Annotated in this window: 13 protein-coding genes; 2 read left to right on the forward strand and 11 right to left on the reverse strand. The window is 43.5% G+C overall.

Going from position 1 to position 14,651, the window contains the following annotated elements; all coding sequences use genetic code 11:
• Positions 1–813, reverse strand: coding sequence for a hypothetical protein (locus B2107_RS09470; protein WP_293955330.1), 813 nt, complete (start codon positions 811–813; stop codon positions 1–3).
• A gap of 314 nt (positions 814–1,127) precedes the next feature.
• On the opposite strand from B2107_RS09470, the gene B2107_RS09475 reads away from it, so the two are divergent.
• Positions 1,128–1,619: a hypothetical protein gene (locus tag B2107_RS09475; RefSeq protein WP_293955332.1), complete on the forward strand. Its 492-nt coding sequence runs from the start codon at positions 1,128–1,130 to the stop codon at positions 1,617–1,619.
• Positions 1,620–1,640: 21 nt separating this feature from the next.
• Here B2107_RS09475 and B2107_RS09480 read toward each other — a convergent pair whose 3' ends face one another.
• The 8 genes from B2107_RS09480 to B2107_RS09515 are packed head-to-tail and all read right to left on the reverse strand — an operon-like array spanning position 1,641 to position 10,303.
• Positions 1,641–1,883 carry a hypothetical protein gene (locus B2107_RS09480; protein ID WP_293955334.1) on the reverse strand — a complete coding sequence of 81 codons (243 nt, stop codon included), beginning with the start codon at positions 1,881–1,883 and terminating at the stop codon, positions 1,641–1,643.
• Positions 1,852–2,823, reverse strand: a complete 972-nt coding sequence (locus B2107_RS09485) for a Gfo/Idh/MocA family oxidoreductase (RefSeq protein WP_293955336.1) — start codon at positions 2,821–2,823, stop codon at positions 1,852–1,854. The genes B2107_RS09480 and B2107_RS09485 overlap by 32 nt, the downstream gene beginning before the upstream one ends.
• The gene (locus tag B2107_RS09490) at positions 2,816–4,027 is read right to left on the reverse strand and encodes a M20 metallopeptidase family protein (protein ID WP_293955338.1); all 1,212 of its coding nucleotides are present in this window, start codon (positions 4,025–4,027) and stop codon (positions 2,816–2,818) included. The genes B2107_RS09485 and B2107_RS09490 overlap by 8 nt, the downstream gene beginning before the upstream one ends.
• 40 nt (positions 4,028–4,067) lie before the next feature.
• Positions 4,068–5,633 (reverse strand): SLC5 family protein, encoded by a 1,566-nt coding sequence (locus B2107_RS09495; protein ID WP_293955340.1) that lies wholly within the window; start codon positions 5,631–5,633, stop codon positions 4,068–4,070.
• Positions 5,614–7,005: a hypothetical protein gene (locus tag B2107_RS09500; RefSeq protein ID WP_293955342.1), complete on the reverse strand. Its 1,392-nt coding sequence runs from the start codon at positions 7,003–7,005 to the stop codon at positions 5,614–5,616. The genes B2107_RS09495 and B2107_RS09500 overlap by 20 nt, the downstream gene beginning before the upstream one ends.
• A gap of 3 nt (positions 7,006–7,008) precedes the next feature.
• The gene (locus B2107_RS09505) at positions 7,009–7,776 is read right to left on the reverse strand and encodes an SDR family NAD(P)-dependent oxidoreductase (RefSeq protein WP_293955344.1); all 768 of its coding nucleotides are present in this window, start codon (positions 7,774–7,776) and stop codon (positions 7,009–7,011) included.
• A gap of 16 nt (positions 7,777–7,792) precedes the next feature.
• Positions 7,793–8,971, reverse strand: coding sequence for a galactonate dehydratase (dgoD, locus tag B2107_RS09510; protein WP_075991901.1), 1,179 nt, complete (start codon positions 8,969–8,971; stop codon positions 7,793–7,795).
• A gap of 9 nt (positions 8,972–8,980) precedes the next feature.
• Positions 8,981–10,303 (reverse strand): aspartate aminotransferase family protein, encoded by a 1,323-nt coding sequence (locus tag B2107_RS09515; protein WP_046675766.1) that lies wholly within the window; start codon positions 10,301–10,303, stop codon positions 8,981–8,983.
• Positions 10,304–10,463: 160 nt separating this feature from the next.
• Here B2107_RS09515 and B2107_RS09520 point away from each other — a divergent pair, with 160 nt between their 5' ends.
• Positions 10,464–11,261 (forward strand): SMP-30/gluconolactonase/LRE family protein, encoded by a 798-nt coding sequence (locus B2107_RS09520; RefSeq protein WP_293955348.1) that lies wholly within the window; start codon positions 10,464–10,466, stop codon positions 11,259–11,261.
• Between the two features lie 33 nt (positions 11,262–11,294).
• On the opposite strand, the gene B2107_RS09525 is transcribed toward B2107_RS09520, so the two are convergent.
• Together B2107_RS09525 and B2107_RS09530 are read right to left on the reverse strand one after the other, a co-directional pair.
• Positions 11,295–11,933: a GntR family transcriptional regulator gene (locus B2107_RS09525; RefSeq protein ID WP_293955350.1), complete on the reverse strand. Its 639-nt coding sequence runs from the start codon at positions 11,931–11,933 to the stop codon at positions 11,295–11,297.
• Between the two features lie 66 nt (positions 11,934–11,999).
• Entirely contained in the window at positions 12,000–14,648 is a 2,649-nt protein-coding gene (locus B2107_RS09530; RefSeq protein ID WP_293955352.1) for a hypothetical protein, read from the reverse strand.
• Positions 14,649–14,651: the final 3 nt, after the last annotated feature.

Genomic DNA, 14,651 nt, shown 5'->3' on the forward strand with positions numbered 1-14,651 from the left:
TTAAACATGGTGCTCATTTGTTAAGTTGATATAATTTATTTTAGGATGGACCGTATCCATCATTGAGTTGGTGGTAAAGACACAGGCTATCGGTGAATCATCATCCAGCAATGCGCCTTTAAAAATGCGAGGTTCACAATGTGTGACCAAAAGATAGACTGCACTGGCTCCCATTTCTTTCAAAATTTTCCCTGCCCAAAGAAAGGTTCCACCTGCAGAACACAAGTCATCGACAATAATGCATTTTGCGCCGGGAGGAATATCCCCAGCCTTGAGCTCCATCCCTTCAATTCGGCCTGTTTGAGGGTTTCGCTTCTTCTCAAAAATGCAGCTATTTTCATAGCCACTGTTGATATATCGTGCCGCGGCTCCCTTATCCGGAAAAACAATCCGATCTTGATCTGAAAAATCAAGTTTTTCCATTAATTGTGGCAACCAGTCCAGTGCCGGATAAATTCCCACACTGTTCGCCAGTAACTCCAACGTCACATTGGAATGTGGCTCGACAACAGATACCGTATCAAATTGTAAACTATTTATAAAGTCTGCCACATACTGTAAGGTAAACAAATCGCCTTCAATCTTACGATCCATACGGCTATAAGGCATATAACGAATCAGTAGACGGCAAGATTCGCAGGGAACCTCGTCCAATCGCTTTTTGACAAAAAGCAAGCGGATCAAATCGCCATCCCCTTGATAAGTAAATTCGATGAGATTGTTCTTTAAGATCAACTGATCAAAATCTTTCACTTTTGTCTCCCCATTTGGAAATTGCTCTGTGACTATCTGATGCTTATTTAATACAATCATAACTTCTAATTTTTCTGTATACTATTGAGTACTTTTTACTCAACAAATATGAAGATTAAATTTAACGCTTCAAAATATATTGAGTACTTTTTACTCATAAAAGCAAAAATAGAATGTATAATGCTTTAAATCAGACAGATAACTTAAAAAAATCTATGTAACGATCATGTTCATCTAGTTTTCATAGAAATTAGCGGATTATAGGGATTGAAATTTTACGATAAAATAGGATCTTTGTCTATACCATATTCACGAAATTCTTTTCCAGCACGTTTGTAGGCTGAGGGAGACTTTGATTTATTTAAGCATAAAGCATGGAATTAGCCAATCTTATTAAACAAGATATTGAGTCAATTTTACAAATTGAATCTCAGGACATCAACCAATTGGTCGAAAACTATCGCGAAGACTTAATGGATGCGGATACCTATGACGCCATCGATGCGTACAATATGCTCTATTCGAATATTTATGAAATGTCAGAGGAAGAATACCTCGATGCTTTTCGTACATTGGGTGAAACCTATCCGAACTTTGGCAAGGCGGATGAAAATGACTGTGAAAAATCAATTGCTGAACTGGAACGTTTAAAACATGCGTTCAACGAACTGAAACTCCATACGAACGAAGGGAAGCATCTATTAGCCCTGCAATTAGCTGTTTTGGAACTGGACATTCAGGTGTACCAAAAGCTAACCTTATCACCAACGACCACCGAAATAGAGGCTGAAATCAATTTATTGGAAACAGAATCTTTCGGTCTGACGAATCAGATCAATCAGTTTTTAGAACAGTATCACGATTAATTAGGCGATCATTTTATCCTATTAGTCTGAGTGGTCAATAGCTGAAAGTGTGACTTCGTTTAACCTTTTTCCTATCATTTCTACCCATGGTACTTTTTTCTTTTCAAAACAGGATCTTGGTAGGGCAACAGACGTTGCCTCTCTCGTTGCGATCTTCAATAGCGCGCTTTTGATCACGGCACTCAGCTTATGATCACGGTACTCTTTTATCCATATTTCGGATCGGCGCTGCTTATTTTTGAAGCTGAATGGTACTTCCGCCATTTAATTTACTTTCTTCGGCTGCATCTATAAATGCGCATATTGCCAGGGTTTCCTTTTCGTCAACCGGACTTATACCCGTTTCGAAAAATGGAAGGATTTTATCTAACAATGGGCCGTATCCCATAAATTGTCCCAAATGGACAATCTGATCTTTCAAAAAAACCGTTCCCCCAAAATCATCCTTTCCCTCGCGAATGCCCCGAAGTGAGGCAATTCTTCCATCCGCCCACTCCCCAACATAAAACGAGGTACCTTGTTCCTGAATCGTTTTTACCGATCGGCATCCCGGTCCCATCAATGCAAATAACATTTCGACCCCATGGATTCCATACCAATACAGATCCTTATGCGAAGGCTCCGTTACTGCCGGACAATAGACATCTGCGCCTATTACCTTAGTCCTATCTAATTCCTGAAGTCCGGTAATAAAACGCAAGGAGCTTGATGAAAAAACAGGGCAACCGTAGTTTTTTGCCGCTTGAAAAATTTGGAAAGCGTCCCTATAGGAATTCGCTATTGGTTTATCGATAAATAAAGGTTTTTTAGCTTTGATTACTTGAAGTGCCTGCTCCAGATGAAGATTTCCATCATTTGTCTCCAAAAACACATAGTCTACTTTTTTCAATAGCTCGGCAATACTTGATACAATCGAAACACCGAGCTGTTGCACTTCAGCTGTAATTTTCGGAATACGCTCAATACTTAAGGGAATTGTTTTGCTTCCGTAGGGATAAGCCGCAACAACCCTGTATTTTCCGTAGGGATGGTTGCTAGCAGCCGTATTAATCGCTCTTGTAAAAGCAACAGCGTGTGTAATGTCTAGCCCAATGATCCCTATCTTTTTTACGTTATCATGCCCAGAGAACACCTTATTATTCGCATTAACGAAATAGGATAATCCAAATGCAAAGGAGGACATCAAGAATTTTTTTCTATTCATTTGATTCATTCAAAAGGGAAATAGCTGCATTGACTAAAACAGCTATTGATGTTTCGAAAGCCTTTTCATCCAGATTGAACTGTGGATTATGAAGACCATATTGTGTGGCAGAATCGTCATTATTTGTGCCTATCAACATAAACACGGCGGGATAACGATAAGAATAATAAGCAAAATCCTCGGCTGCCATCCAGATTTCGAGATCTTGTGGCACACTATTCCCCATCGTCTCCGCAATAATTGTTTTGACTTTTTGCGTTAACGCGGGATCATTATAAAGCGCGGGATAACCATGCCGGACTTCAACTTCTACCTTTGCACCAAGCGATACAGGAAGCGTTGCCGCTATTTCAGCAACCATTTCCAGCGCCTCCTTGCGCCACACCTCATCCATTGTACGAAATGTTCCGGCTAATTTAACTTCCTCGGGAATAACATTGGCAGCACCATCTCCAATAAAACGACCAAAGGTCAATACAGACGGTACATCAGGGTTGGCTTTCCGACTGACAACTTGCTGTAATGTGGTGAGTAACTGAGCGCCGATCATAATGGGATCAACAGCCCGATGTGGCTCCGCAGCATGGCCACCACGTCCCTTAATGGTGAAATAGAACTCGTCGCTCGAGGCCATAAATCGCCCGGAACGTAAACCGACTTTTCCTACAGAAACACGGGGACTTACATGTAAACCCAGCACAGCTTTAATCGTTCCACCAAAAGATTCCAGAATCCCGGATTCCAAAACCTGAATCGCTCCGCCAGGAATCTTTTCCTCAGCAGGCTGAAATAGCAGAACAATTTTACCGGAAAATTCCGTTTTATAATCATTTAATATGGACGCCGCCCCCAATAGATTAGCCGTATGAAAATCATGGCCACAAGCATGCATGACACCACTATTCTTCGATTTATATCCCACATCATTTTGCTCGTCTATCGGTAAAGCATCAATATCTGCCCGTAATACCACAATATCATCACTCGCCGATTTTTGACCGGTTAGCACAGCCACAACACCTGTTTGAGCAACAATCTCAAATGGTATACCCAATTCCCCGAGTTGTTGCTGAATATAGGCGCTTGTCTCGTATTCTTGAAAGGACAATTCAGGATGCTGATGGATATGTCGGCGTATTGCAACGATTTTCGGAAAAATGGTCTCTATCTTGGTATTTAATTCTTTCCGTATTGGCTCGATCATCTGGATAAGTTTTAAAAGTTTAACACTTCAACAAGTTAAGCTAAAAATAACGTACATAAAAATAGAGCACCAATACCGTTATAATTATCCACCATACCGTCGGATTTCGAAATCCACGGTAAGCGGCTTTATCCTGAACCGGTACCTGAAAAGAATCGCCGGTCAACACAAGATTTTTTAACCTTGCTTCTGAGACCGCAGGTGTCAACAAACTGACTACTGCGCAAGCAATCATACAAGTCCAGAATACAATACCTGTTCTATTAAAAAACGGCATTTCAGGTAAGGCGTATTCCAAAAGTAAAGAAAGGGGAATTGTCAGTAAACCTGCTGTCAAAGCACCCTGCGATGTCGTTCTTTTCCAAAAAACCCCCATTAAAAACATTGTTGCAATGCCTGGCGTAAAAAGACCGTATAGATTCATCAAATAAAGGAAAACTGGTTTATCCGAATAACTGATCAGTACAACCGCACTCATGATTCCGAGCACGATAATAGCGACTCCGGCGCGCTTACCAAAACGGACTGCTTCGTAGTCACTTGCATTTTTATTAATATACTGGCTATAGATATCAACGGTCAGAATTGTTGTACAGGAATTGATCGCTCCTGAAATATGGGACATGATGGCCGAAATTAACCCCGCCATCACCAAGCCAACCAAACCTTTGGGCAATAAGGTTTCCACGAGTGTCGCAAACAGTAAATCGGGCTGATCGAGATGCGGCAGGAATTTTGGCGCCACCAATGCCGGAATAGTAATAATCAAGGGAACCAAAAATTTAAGATAGTCACCAAAGATGACCCCCATGCGCCCATGCCATTCATTTTTTGCAGCCAATACGCGCTGCACAATAAATTGGTTCGTAGCGCAATAAAACACGCTGATACACAACAGTCCGCCTAAATACATCGTCCAGGGAAAGTCAGGATCAGATGCGGGATAAAACATTTTCCAATCCTTGGAGGATTCTACCACAGACTGAAACCCTCCTGCCGCATCAATGGTGGCAAAAGTTAATACTATTCCGCCCAGCACCAAAATGACAAGCTGTACCATCTCCGTCCATATCACCGCTTTTAAACCGCCTAAAACGGTATATAAACCGGTCAAAATTGCCATTCCAAAAATACTGTATAAAATAGGAATGCCGAATAAAGCGTGCAGCGACAGACCGCCCAAATAAAGAACGGCGCCAATCTCCACAAAAACATAGGTAAACAGGATCAAAATAGCGTACAACACGCGGGTAGCGTTGCCGTATCTTTTTTCGAGGTACTCAGGAATCGTATAGAAACCGTTGCGGATATAAAAAGGGAGAAATATCCATAACAATGCATTAAAACCGATGAGAATCGCTCCCCATTCCAGGGTGATCGCCACAAAACCGCGACTATAAGCAGCCCCCATAGCGCCAACGAGATGATGGCTGCTGATATTTGCGGCGATGATACTTCCGCCAATCATCCACCAGGGCAGCTTATCACCTGCAAGAAAATAATCCCGCTTCGAGGCGGAGTTTTTTTTCGAAGCGTATAAGCCCAATACCACTATACCAATAATATATACGGCAAAAATAACGACATCAATCCAATCCAGTTTCATCGGTCAATAATGTTTGAATTCCTAATTTAGTTTGTTCAATAAGTATTTCAAGACCGCCGCTGGCATAGGGGCTTTGCCACACAGCATAAATATTCTTATCATAAAGCTCCTTCGGTGCGAGATACCCCACATAGCCATTCGCGATATTGATAAAAACGATCGTATGATCTGGAAATTGGGCTCTCACTTCGATTTGATAACAGGAATAGGCTTCGTTGGCCTGCGCCACCAACACGGCATCCCCCATTTTCCAGATCCACACCGGAATAATAGCTTCCTGTTGATCGCCAATGGATTTACGGGTATTATATTTCCGCCAAAGGCGATCTTTCATAACACGATCCGTACAGCGTTCGTATTCATTCAAAATTGCTTCGGGACTAGGCAGTTTTTTGTAAGGCACTTTAACAGATAATACCCTTTGCTTAAAATCGATTGGAGCGGTCTGTTCCCGAAATCCCCAACAGGCCAGTGGAGCCCCCGAAATCAAGGATTCCTTAAAAACCCAGTTTTTATGACTATGCTGTTCCTGGGCCAGCGTCGCGAGAACAGCATAACCCAACTGCTTTCCGTTGGCTTCGACCAGTGCTGGATCCTTTACATACTGTCTCCGTGGAGCTAAATCACCTGATGCGCCCTGTAAAAAAAGACAAGGCACGGATAACGAACGCTCTACGGTATTTCGCATTTCGCCCACAAAATCAGGCGAGAGCAGATCATTCTCGTAAGCAAAGCTGGTTGGGTGGCATGCATAATTACAAATAACCGCTTTCAAGCTTTCAGTTTCATCATACAGCCGTCCGACCAACAAGGTTGTATCTGCTGCTTTCAATGGATTGTAACCAATCAAATAATGAGAATCTACTTCCAGATCGCGGTTGCTGGCCAAATCGCATACACCATAGTTCCAGGTTAAACTTCCCTTAAATAACCCATTTTGTGCCATTTCAACACAAGATATCGCCTGTTGTTTGAGGAATTCAAGGTACGGCAAAATCAGTTCACCTCCAGGTTGCGCTGCATCTGTCGAACAGATACTAGGCCCCGCATGGGTATGCGATAGCGCAAAAATCAGCTGCGATTCAGCCAGATTGAAATGACTGAGCAATGCTAATCGTAAATTTTGTTCATCAGCTGCATTTTTCCACCAGCCTAAATCAGCGGTTAACAGAATTGCAGGCAAGCCATCGCAGGATTGCATATATAGACAATGCATCATCAAAGGCTGATGAACAGCCGTTGCCCGGTCAAATGCAGCCGCCCCCCAATTACGGGAATAGATGCCGATCGGTGGAGTAATATCACATTGGCTAAGTCCAAATCGTCCGTACAAACTACCCGTCGTTTCTTTCAAGAGGTCTTTCTGTTTCATACATTAAGGTCTAATCAAAGACAGTCCACCATCCATCACAATTGCGGCACCAGTCATATGTTTACAATTGTCCGAACAGATCCATAGCACCTGTTTAGCAACCTCTTCGGCTTCTATAATCTGACCAAGTGGCACCACAGCCTTTGCTTTCATTTGAAGTTCGGCGTTTGATGACCAGACCACTTTGCTCAACCCCGCATTGACATAACCTGGTGCAATCTCGTTGACACGAATTCCGTATGCTGCATATTCAAGAGCCATGGCTTGGCAAAGCATCCGCAGGCCCGCCTTAGAGACACTATAGGCCGGTAAATTTTGATGTACGGCATGTGCAGCCCAGCTACCCATAAAAATGATCGAGCCTGCGATCTCATTCTCCACAAATGACTTTGCACAAGCATTCGCCAAGAAGAATGAACCGTCGAGATTAACGGCCATTTCATTCTTCCATTCCTCGTTGCTTAACGTGCTGAAATCTTTAATAGTGACGCATGCGGCATTCGCGATACAGATGGATATTGCGCCCAACTCCTGCCTTATGCGTTTCACCCAGGCGTCCACCTGCCTGGCGTCTGCAACATCGACCTGATCATAAAACAAACGTGCTCCAGCATCTTCCAACAAGGGCCACTGCGCTCTCGCCGCCTGTGGTTCAAACCGATCCGAGATGCATACAATTGCCTGCTGGGTCAAAAATGCTTCAGCCATAGCCCTTCCGATATCACCAAGTCCCCCACTGATCAATACGACTTTATTCTTATATTCCTCCATTATCGCTATTTTTAGACTACCAATCCCCTACACTACCGTCTTTATAGAAGGTTCGCTGCAATATTTCCTGTTGAAAAGGATGCTTCTTTACCTCTTCTTCATTGATTTCAATACCCAAACCGGCGCGCTTATTCGGCAGAACAATCCGCCCTTTCTCTTGAACTGTAAACCCTTCGGTAACCACGTCCTGGCGCCATTCAACGTCCTTATGCACACTTTCGCAAATAATATAGGATGGTGTTGCAAATCCCAGCTCAATGGAGGCGGCCGTACTCACAGGTCCCTGAGGGTTATGTGGCGCCATAGATACACGGTAAGCATCAGCCAAAGCTGCGATCTTACGCGCTTCAGAGAGACCGCCACAATGGGTAATATCAGGTTGGATCACACTCACTGCCCGCTTCTCGAGCATATCCCGAAATGCATGCACTCCGATCAAACGTTCGCCTGAAGCAATAGGTGTCGTCACTGCCCGTTGAATCAAGGCAATATCTTCCATGGTTTCTGGCCAACATGGCTCTTCAAAGAAATACAGGCCATAAGGCTCCAATGCTTTCGCAAATTGCATCCCCATACGTGGGCTTGGCCGAGCATGGCAATCCACCATAATATCAATATCGTCGCCAACAGCGTCACGCATGGCCTTCACGCAAGCTTCAGCATATTTAATTGGACGGAGACCTTCCAACGACATGGTCTCTGGGACAGCCATCGATTTAAAAGCGGTAAAACCCTCATCAACAGCTTTCAGCGCAAGATCACCAAACCGCTTGGCATCATCCGGAGCAGTCTCATAAAAATCCTCCATGCGACCTCCACCTAAATGACAATACAAACGGATATAATCACGCACACGGCCTCCCCACAACTCGTGACAAGGGACATTGTGAATTTTACCTAGGATATCCCATAAGGCGATGTCGATACCACTGATGGCCGTACCACGAACGATCCCGTTTCCATGCCAGAAGTGTTGTCTATACATCATCTGCCACAGGTATTCAATACGACGCGGATCTTCACCGATCAACAATTGAGAAATATCTTTGATTGCTCCCACCACACTTTGCGTATGCCATTCCAAGGTGGCTTCGCCCCAGCCCCAAAGTCCGGGCTGATCGGTAATAATTTTGACAAAAATCCAATTTCGCATGCGCGCATGGCACACAAAGGTTTCAATAGCGGTTATTTTCATAGTTAGGGTTTACAAACTTTTTATTACGCGTTCAGTTGCTTCTAAAGTCCGATCAATATCATCCTCCGTATGCGCAAAGGAGATACTGCCTTGTTTAATTGGTGCCGGGAAATTGAAAATCCCTTCCTTAATAAGCTTTTTACGATATTGGGTATCCAGTTCAAAGTTGTGGTTATCCAAAATATCATGAAAATTGACTGGCGCATGGTCCATAAAATATGTACAGAAGGCAGATCCTTGACGTGCGACATAAAACGGTACGCCTAATTTAGGAAATATTTCCTTATATCCCTGTTCCAAGCGCGCACCAAGTGCTTCTACGTGCTCATAAACGCGGTGCTCAGCGCTTCCTAATTTTTTCAAAGTCGCAATCGCCGCCGCCGTCGTTAGCGGAAAAGCATTAAAGGTACCGGCAATCATAACGCGCTTCGACTTATCAGGATCCACAAAGTAATCCATATATTTTTTCTTCCCTGCAATAACCCCCAATGGGTAGCCGTTTGCAACCGCCTTTCCGAAGGTTGAAAGATCCGGCTGAATACCACAGATGGACTGATAGCCACCCAGCGCATGTCTGAATCCGGTTTTCACTTCATCAAAGATCAACAGAAATCCATGCGCGTCGGCCATGTTGCGTAAGCCTTCCAAATAACCCTCCTTTGGCTTCACAATCCCGATATTCTGAAGAATAGGCTCCAACAGAATACAGGCAACATCATATTTTTGAACCACATACAGCACACTTTCCAAATCGTTGTAGTTGACAATGTGTACTAAATCGCTGTGATTTTTGGGAACGCCAGCACTTAATGAATCGAATGGATATTCCCCCGGACTTTGATATGAGCCAACATCTGCACGTTGACTGATCACATTGCAGGCCACATCGTTATGCCAGCCATTGTAGCCCCCTTGCATAACAATCACATGATCACGCCCTGTTACTGCACGGGCAATACGAATCGCATGGTAAGTCGCTTCCGATCCTGTAGTTGTAATCTGAACACTCTCCACCGAAGGAACAGACTGACAAAAAAGCTCCGCAAACTCACCTTCCAGTAACGTTGGCCCAGCCCCCATCAATACCTGCTGCTCCTGCAATGTCTGTAACACTGCGGCGTTCACATCAGGATCATTATGCCCCAGAAAGGATGCTGCAAATCCAGCCTGATAATCGATGTAGCTGTTCCCGTCAATATCTTCGACCAAACTACCATTCCCTTTGACAAAGCAGATATTCGGATCTGACTTCCGATTTAACGATACCACTCCACCAGGTATCCATCTTGCATTCTCCCGCAGTATCGCGGCTGATTTTTCATTTTCTTGCATGCCTATTAAAAGTTTTGCTATTTGTTATTATTATAATTGGACGATCACCGCCGCACATGTTGCAGTCATCAATAATTTGTATTTAAATACACCTTATTTTATGTATACCAAATTACAATATTTTTGTATACATTTAAAATAAATTTTAAAATTTTTAAAAATGAATATTCTCATTGAAGGACTTCTTTTTCCAGAAGGCCCCGCTTTCGACCGGGAGGGTGGTATATGGCTTGTGGAGAAAGAAGCAGGAAACTTGATCTATTACAAAGACAATCAGTATAGCAGAATAGCTGTGAATGGACATCCCAACGGAATTGCAATCGATAAAAACGGGATAATATGGTTTTGCGACTCACAACAAAACAGCATCCGTTGCTATGATCCCTTCGACAAAACCATGACGACAATAGTCACGGAAATCGCAGGAAAGCCATTAAAAATGCCCAACGACTTATGTTTTGATACCGAAGGGAACCTACTATTCTCCTGTCCGGGAAGTGACCTCGAAGATGGCACAGGCTACATCTGCTGTCTACATAAACATGGTGCGCTTACGAAGATACACACAGGCCTTTTTTACCCAAACGGATTGGCCTTTGCAGCAGACAACCGTACGCTTTTTGTCGCTGAAACAGGCACAAAATGGCTCTGGAAAATGCACTGGAACAGCTTGACACAACAGGTAGAAAACATCGAAAAATTCATAGAAACAGGCGGCAGTATCGGCCCGGACGGCATAGCGCTCACACAGGACAATTATCTTTTTGCAGCGATTTATGGATCGCAACATATCCTATCCATTGATACCAAAAACAAAACGACCGAGAAAATACCCACGCCGGGGAAGAATCCAACAAATTGTGCTTTAGACCCAAACGGCATTCAGGGACTTATGATTACAGAAGCTGAAAAAGGGCAATTGTTGCAGTGGGACAGCACAAAAAAGGGTCTATTGTAAATAATAGACCCATTATAAAAATCCAAAAAAATATTAAACCAGTTCCAAGGCTTCTTGCTCGCCCCGATCCAGATGATGAACCAGCGTGGTATAAGCCTTATTCCAGTCATCCGCTTTCAGCGCATCAACAATAGCCCGATGCTCCTTCTCCGTATCCAGGTAATCTTCCATCTGCCCCATAATAGCCCCAAGCTTCATATGGAATAAGGGAATGTTACTATTCTTGTAAATAGCAATCAACCTTGAATTGCAAGTTCCCTCAATAATCCGCTCATGAAAACGAACATCCGCCTCGCAAGCCCCCCCATAATAACCTTTACTGACCATGTCAGAAAAATCGTTGCAGATCAGTTCCAAATCTTCGATAAGCTCTTTACTTTTCTTTGAAAACAGAATCTTTAATGCACCTATCTCCAACAGCTCACGCAGCTCACGAATATCCTTCACATCTTCGACCGTCATTTTCTTCACAAAACAGCCACCTTTTTCACCAAACTCAACCAGACTCTCCCCTGCTAAACGCATAAAAGCCTCACGAACAGCCACTCTACTCACCGCCATCTTATCCGCCCAAGCACTTTCCACCAATCTTGCCCCGCCAGTCAGCTGGCTGGACAAAATTTTCTTACGTACTTCTAAATAAACTTTATAGGCAAGCGAATCCTCTTTCATATTGTATACAATTTTATGCAAAAATAAGAATACAAAATCATTAAAAAAATTTAAACAATGTATTCTTTAATTAATCTTTCCCTCTTGGGCTTCATACGGCCTTCCCGGCGACAAATAAATAGTTTCGGCTTTAGATTTCCAACTGGTGGTATGATTTCCTTTCAGGACATTTATATTAAAGCTACTATTTTTTAATGAACTTTTCATATTCCAGAAGCCATCTTTCAAACCGACCACAACCACTTCATACTGTTGATCTCCCGGCACCACAAATTCAATGGACTCATCAAGATATTGATTTGGTTTGGCCACCACCAGTAGACGATCAGCCACTCTTATGAGGTAATAATTCGCTTTTTCCTCCGAATACACCGGTAATTTTGAAGAGCCACTCTCTGTCATCTGAAAAACCGAAGCGTAACTGGCCTGATCACTTTCCTGCTTGGGTGAAACCATAATCCGTGTTCCCCTAGCCTCCGGCCAAGGAGACTTGACCTGATAAAAATCACCAAAAACAAAAGCAGTCGAATCACCCGAATACAATTTCACTGCACACGCTTTTAACTGTGGCTTCAGCAAATCAACATAAGTAGAACCGGCTGCGTTTTTAAATTTACTAGTTAACACAAAACCTGTTTCACTTCGTACCGGCTTTTCAAGCGTATTGATCTGCCAATAGGGTTCGAATTTCTTATCATTGGTCTTAAGCTCATCCAATAAGACAATGACAGCAGGCACATCCTTTCTCTTCAAATTCAAAAACAGGAAACTTTTTGCATAGGATTTTACTTTAGCCGTATATGCCGCCGTTAGATCCATATTGAAATAGCTATAGCTCGGCTGAATGGGATCGTTACCAAATGCGGATGCCCTGATCTCTCCCGTATGGTACCAGGAATCATGTAACACCTCGTCAACCGTGCGCGGAAAACGCTGACTAAACCGAGTCCCACCATCATTTGTTTTGGTCCTGAATAAAAGCGGTTCCGCAGGATCACGCACCAACAGCATGCTGTGTGCAACCGAACGCTTATTAAAGTTAAAATCATAAGGGGAACCATACGAAAGATACAAACCAAGATCACCAACCTGAATACCATGATGATAAATCTGCAGTGCACCTGCATCGGCATGCTGATGATTGCCAAAATGATAACCGCCACCTTTAATTTCTGCAACCACATCGGAACTTCCGTTCTCTTCGCTCCAGCCTGTCCGGGCAACCATAGACCCTAAAATAGGTCCAAAATCTTTCGTCAACGGCATTTTCTCGCGATCAAAATCAGGCTTCAATTTTGGATCATCCAAGAGGAGAAACAAGATTGGATTGTCGGGCAAACCGCCCTGTTTGACAAACTCAGCCTTAATTACCGGATTCCCTGAATAGGCATAACAAAGCAGCATGGTCTGTGGATTTTTCCAATAAAAATCAGCACTGCTGTTGTACTTTACATTGAACATATCGCCGTCGCGTAACATTTTTCCATCAGGCGTGCGCATATACAGCCAATAATAGGGCATATTCTTGATATTATCGTCAAAAACCGGATAACCGAGCATGCGATAATACAACCAGGCTCCATGCATTTCCCACCCAAAACGATAGCCACCGTAATCAACACCTTGATTATGGCGCGGAGACTGATACTCAAACTTGCGCATGGGCACCAACTCTTCCAAAATAGAATACGAAGTATACTTGTAAGGTACCGGATCCTCGTCATATAAAGCAATACTCATTGCCAGCAGATCGCGCGACACCTGCGCCTCATTCCCATGCCCATTGATAATACTTTCGATACCAAAAAAGGGAGGCCAGCCAATTTCCATATCTTGCGCCAGACGCATCATATTTTTATGCAGACTGGTCTTAAGGTGCACATCCAATAATGCGTAGCACCAGTCATACACCAGTGCACCCGTGTAAATTGCACGTCCCAGCTCGCGTGTAATATCACCATAGGAAACATTTCCGAACTCCAACATCGTTAAGTATTGATCGGCTAGCCTGACCGCCTCCCTGCCTATTTTTTCGTCACCGGACATGAGGTAATAAAACGCTTTTGATTCAATAGCACGCTCGATCTTTTCATCGTAAAACATTTCCTTATTCGGATCAAAAACAAATTGAACAGGTTGTTGCGCAAGTGTTTTCACTTTCCCCCAAGCTTCGAGATGCTCCGCTTCTTCCAACCGCCCCTTAACGACCGGCAAAGATTCTTTGTTAACCCAAAGTCTCGGGTGACCTGCAGGCGGAACAATCTTTGGTTTATAATTTTCTGCTGCAGCTGGCGCAACCGGAGGCACAAAGGCATTGATCGAAACAGCTTTAACCTTAAAATAAGCGGGCAATTGCATGCCGACCGTCTGCTTCCCTTTCTCAAAATAAAATTTACCAAGATCTTGCTTCGCACCTTTAAAGCTGTCAAATACGATCCGTTTGGTCGATCGTGCAGCGCGAACATCAATCATCGCATACAGCGTCATCATACCTGTTTTATCTGCGGCCTTAATTTTATCCAAATCGGTAACCTCACCTTCAGAAACCAAGGTATAGACACCGGCCGTCGGAACTTCCACCTGCACCCGTAGGCGCTGTCCATTTCCCTTTATCGAAGTAACCTTTGCCTGTTGTCCATAGGAGGTTCCAAGGATCGCTATAAAAGCGACCCCCAGCATAGTACCTTTAACTTTTAGCCATATCCTTAAACCCATATC

Origin of the sequence: Sphingobacterium sp. UBA7855, from assembly GCA_002500745.1 — a bacterium.
In the GTDB taxonomy this organism is placed as follows: Bacteria; Bacteroidota; Bacteroidia; order Sphingobacteriales; family Sphingobacteriaceae; genus Sphingobacterium.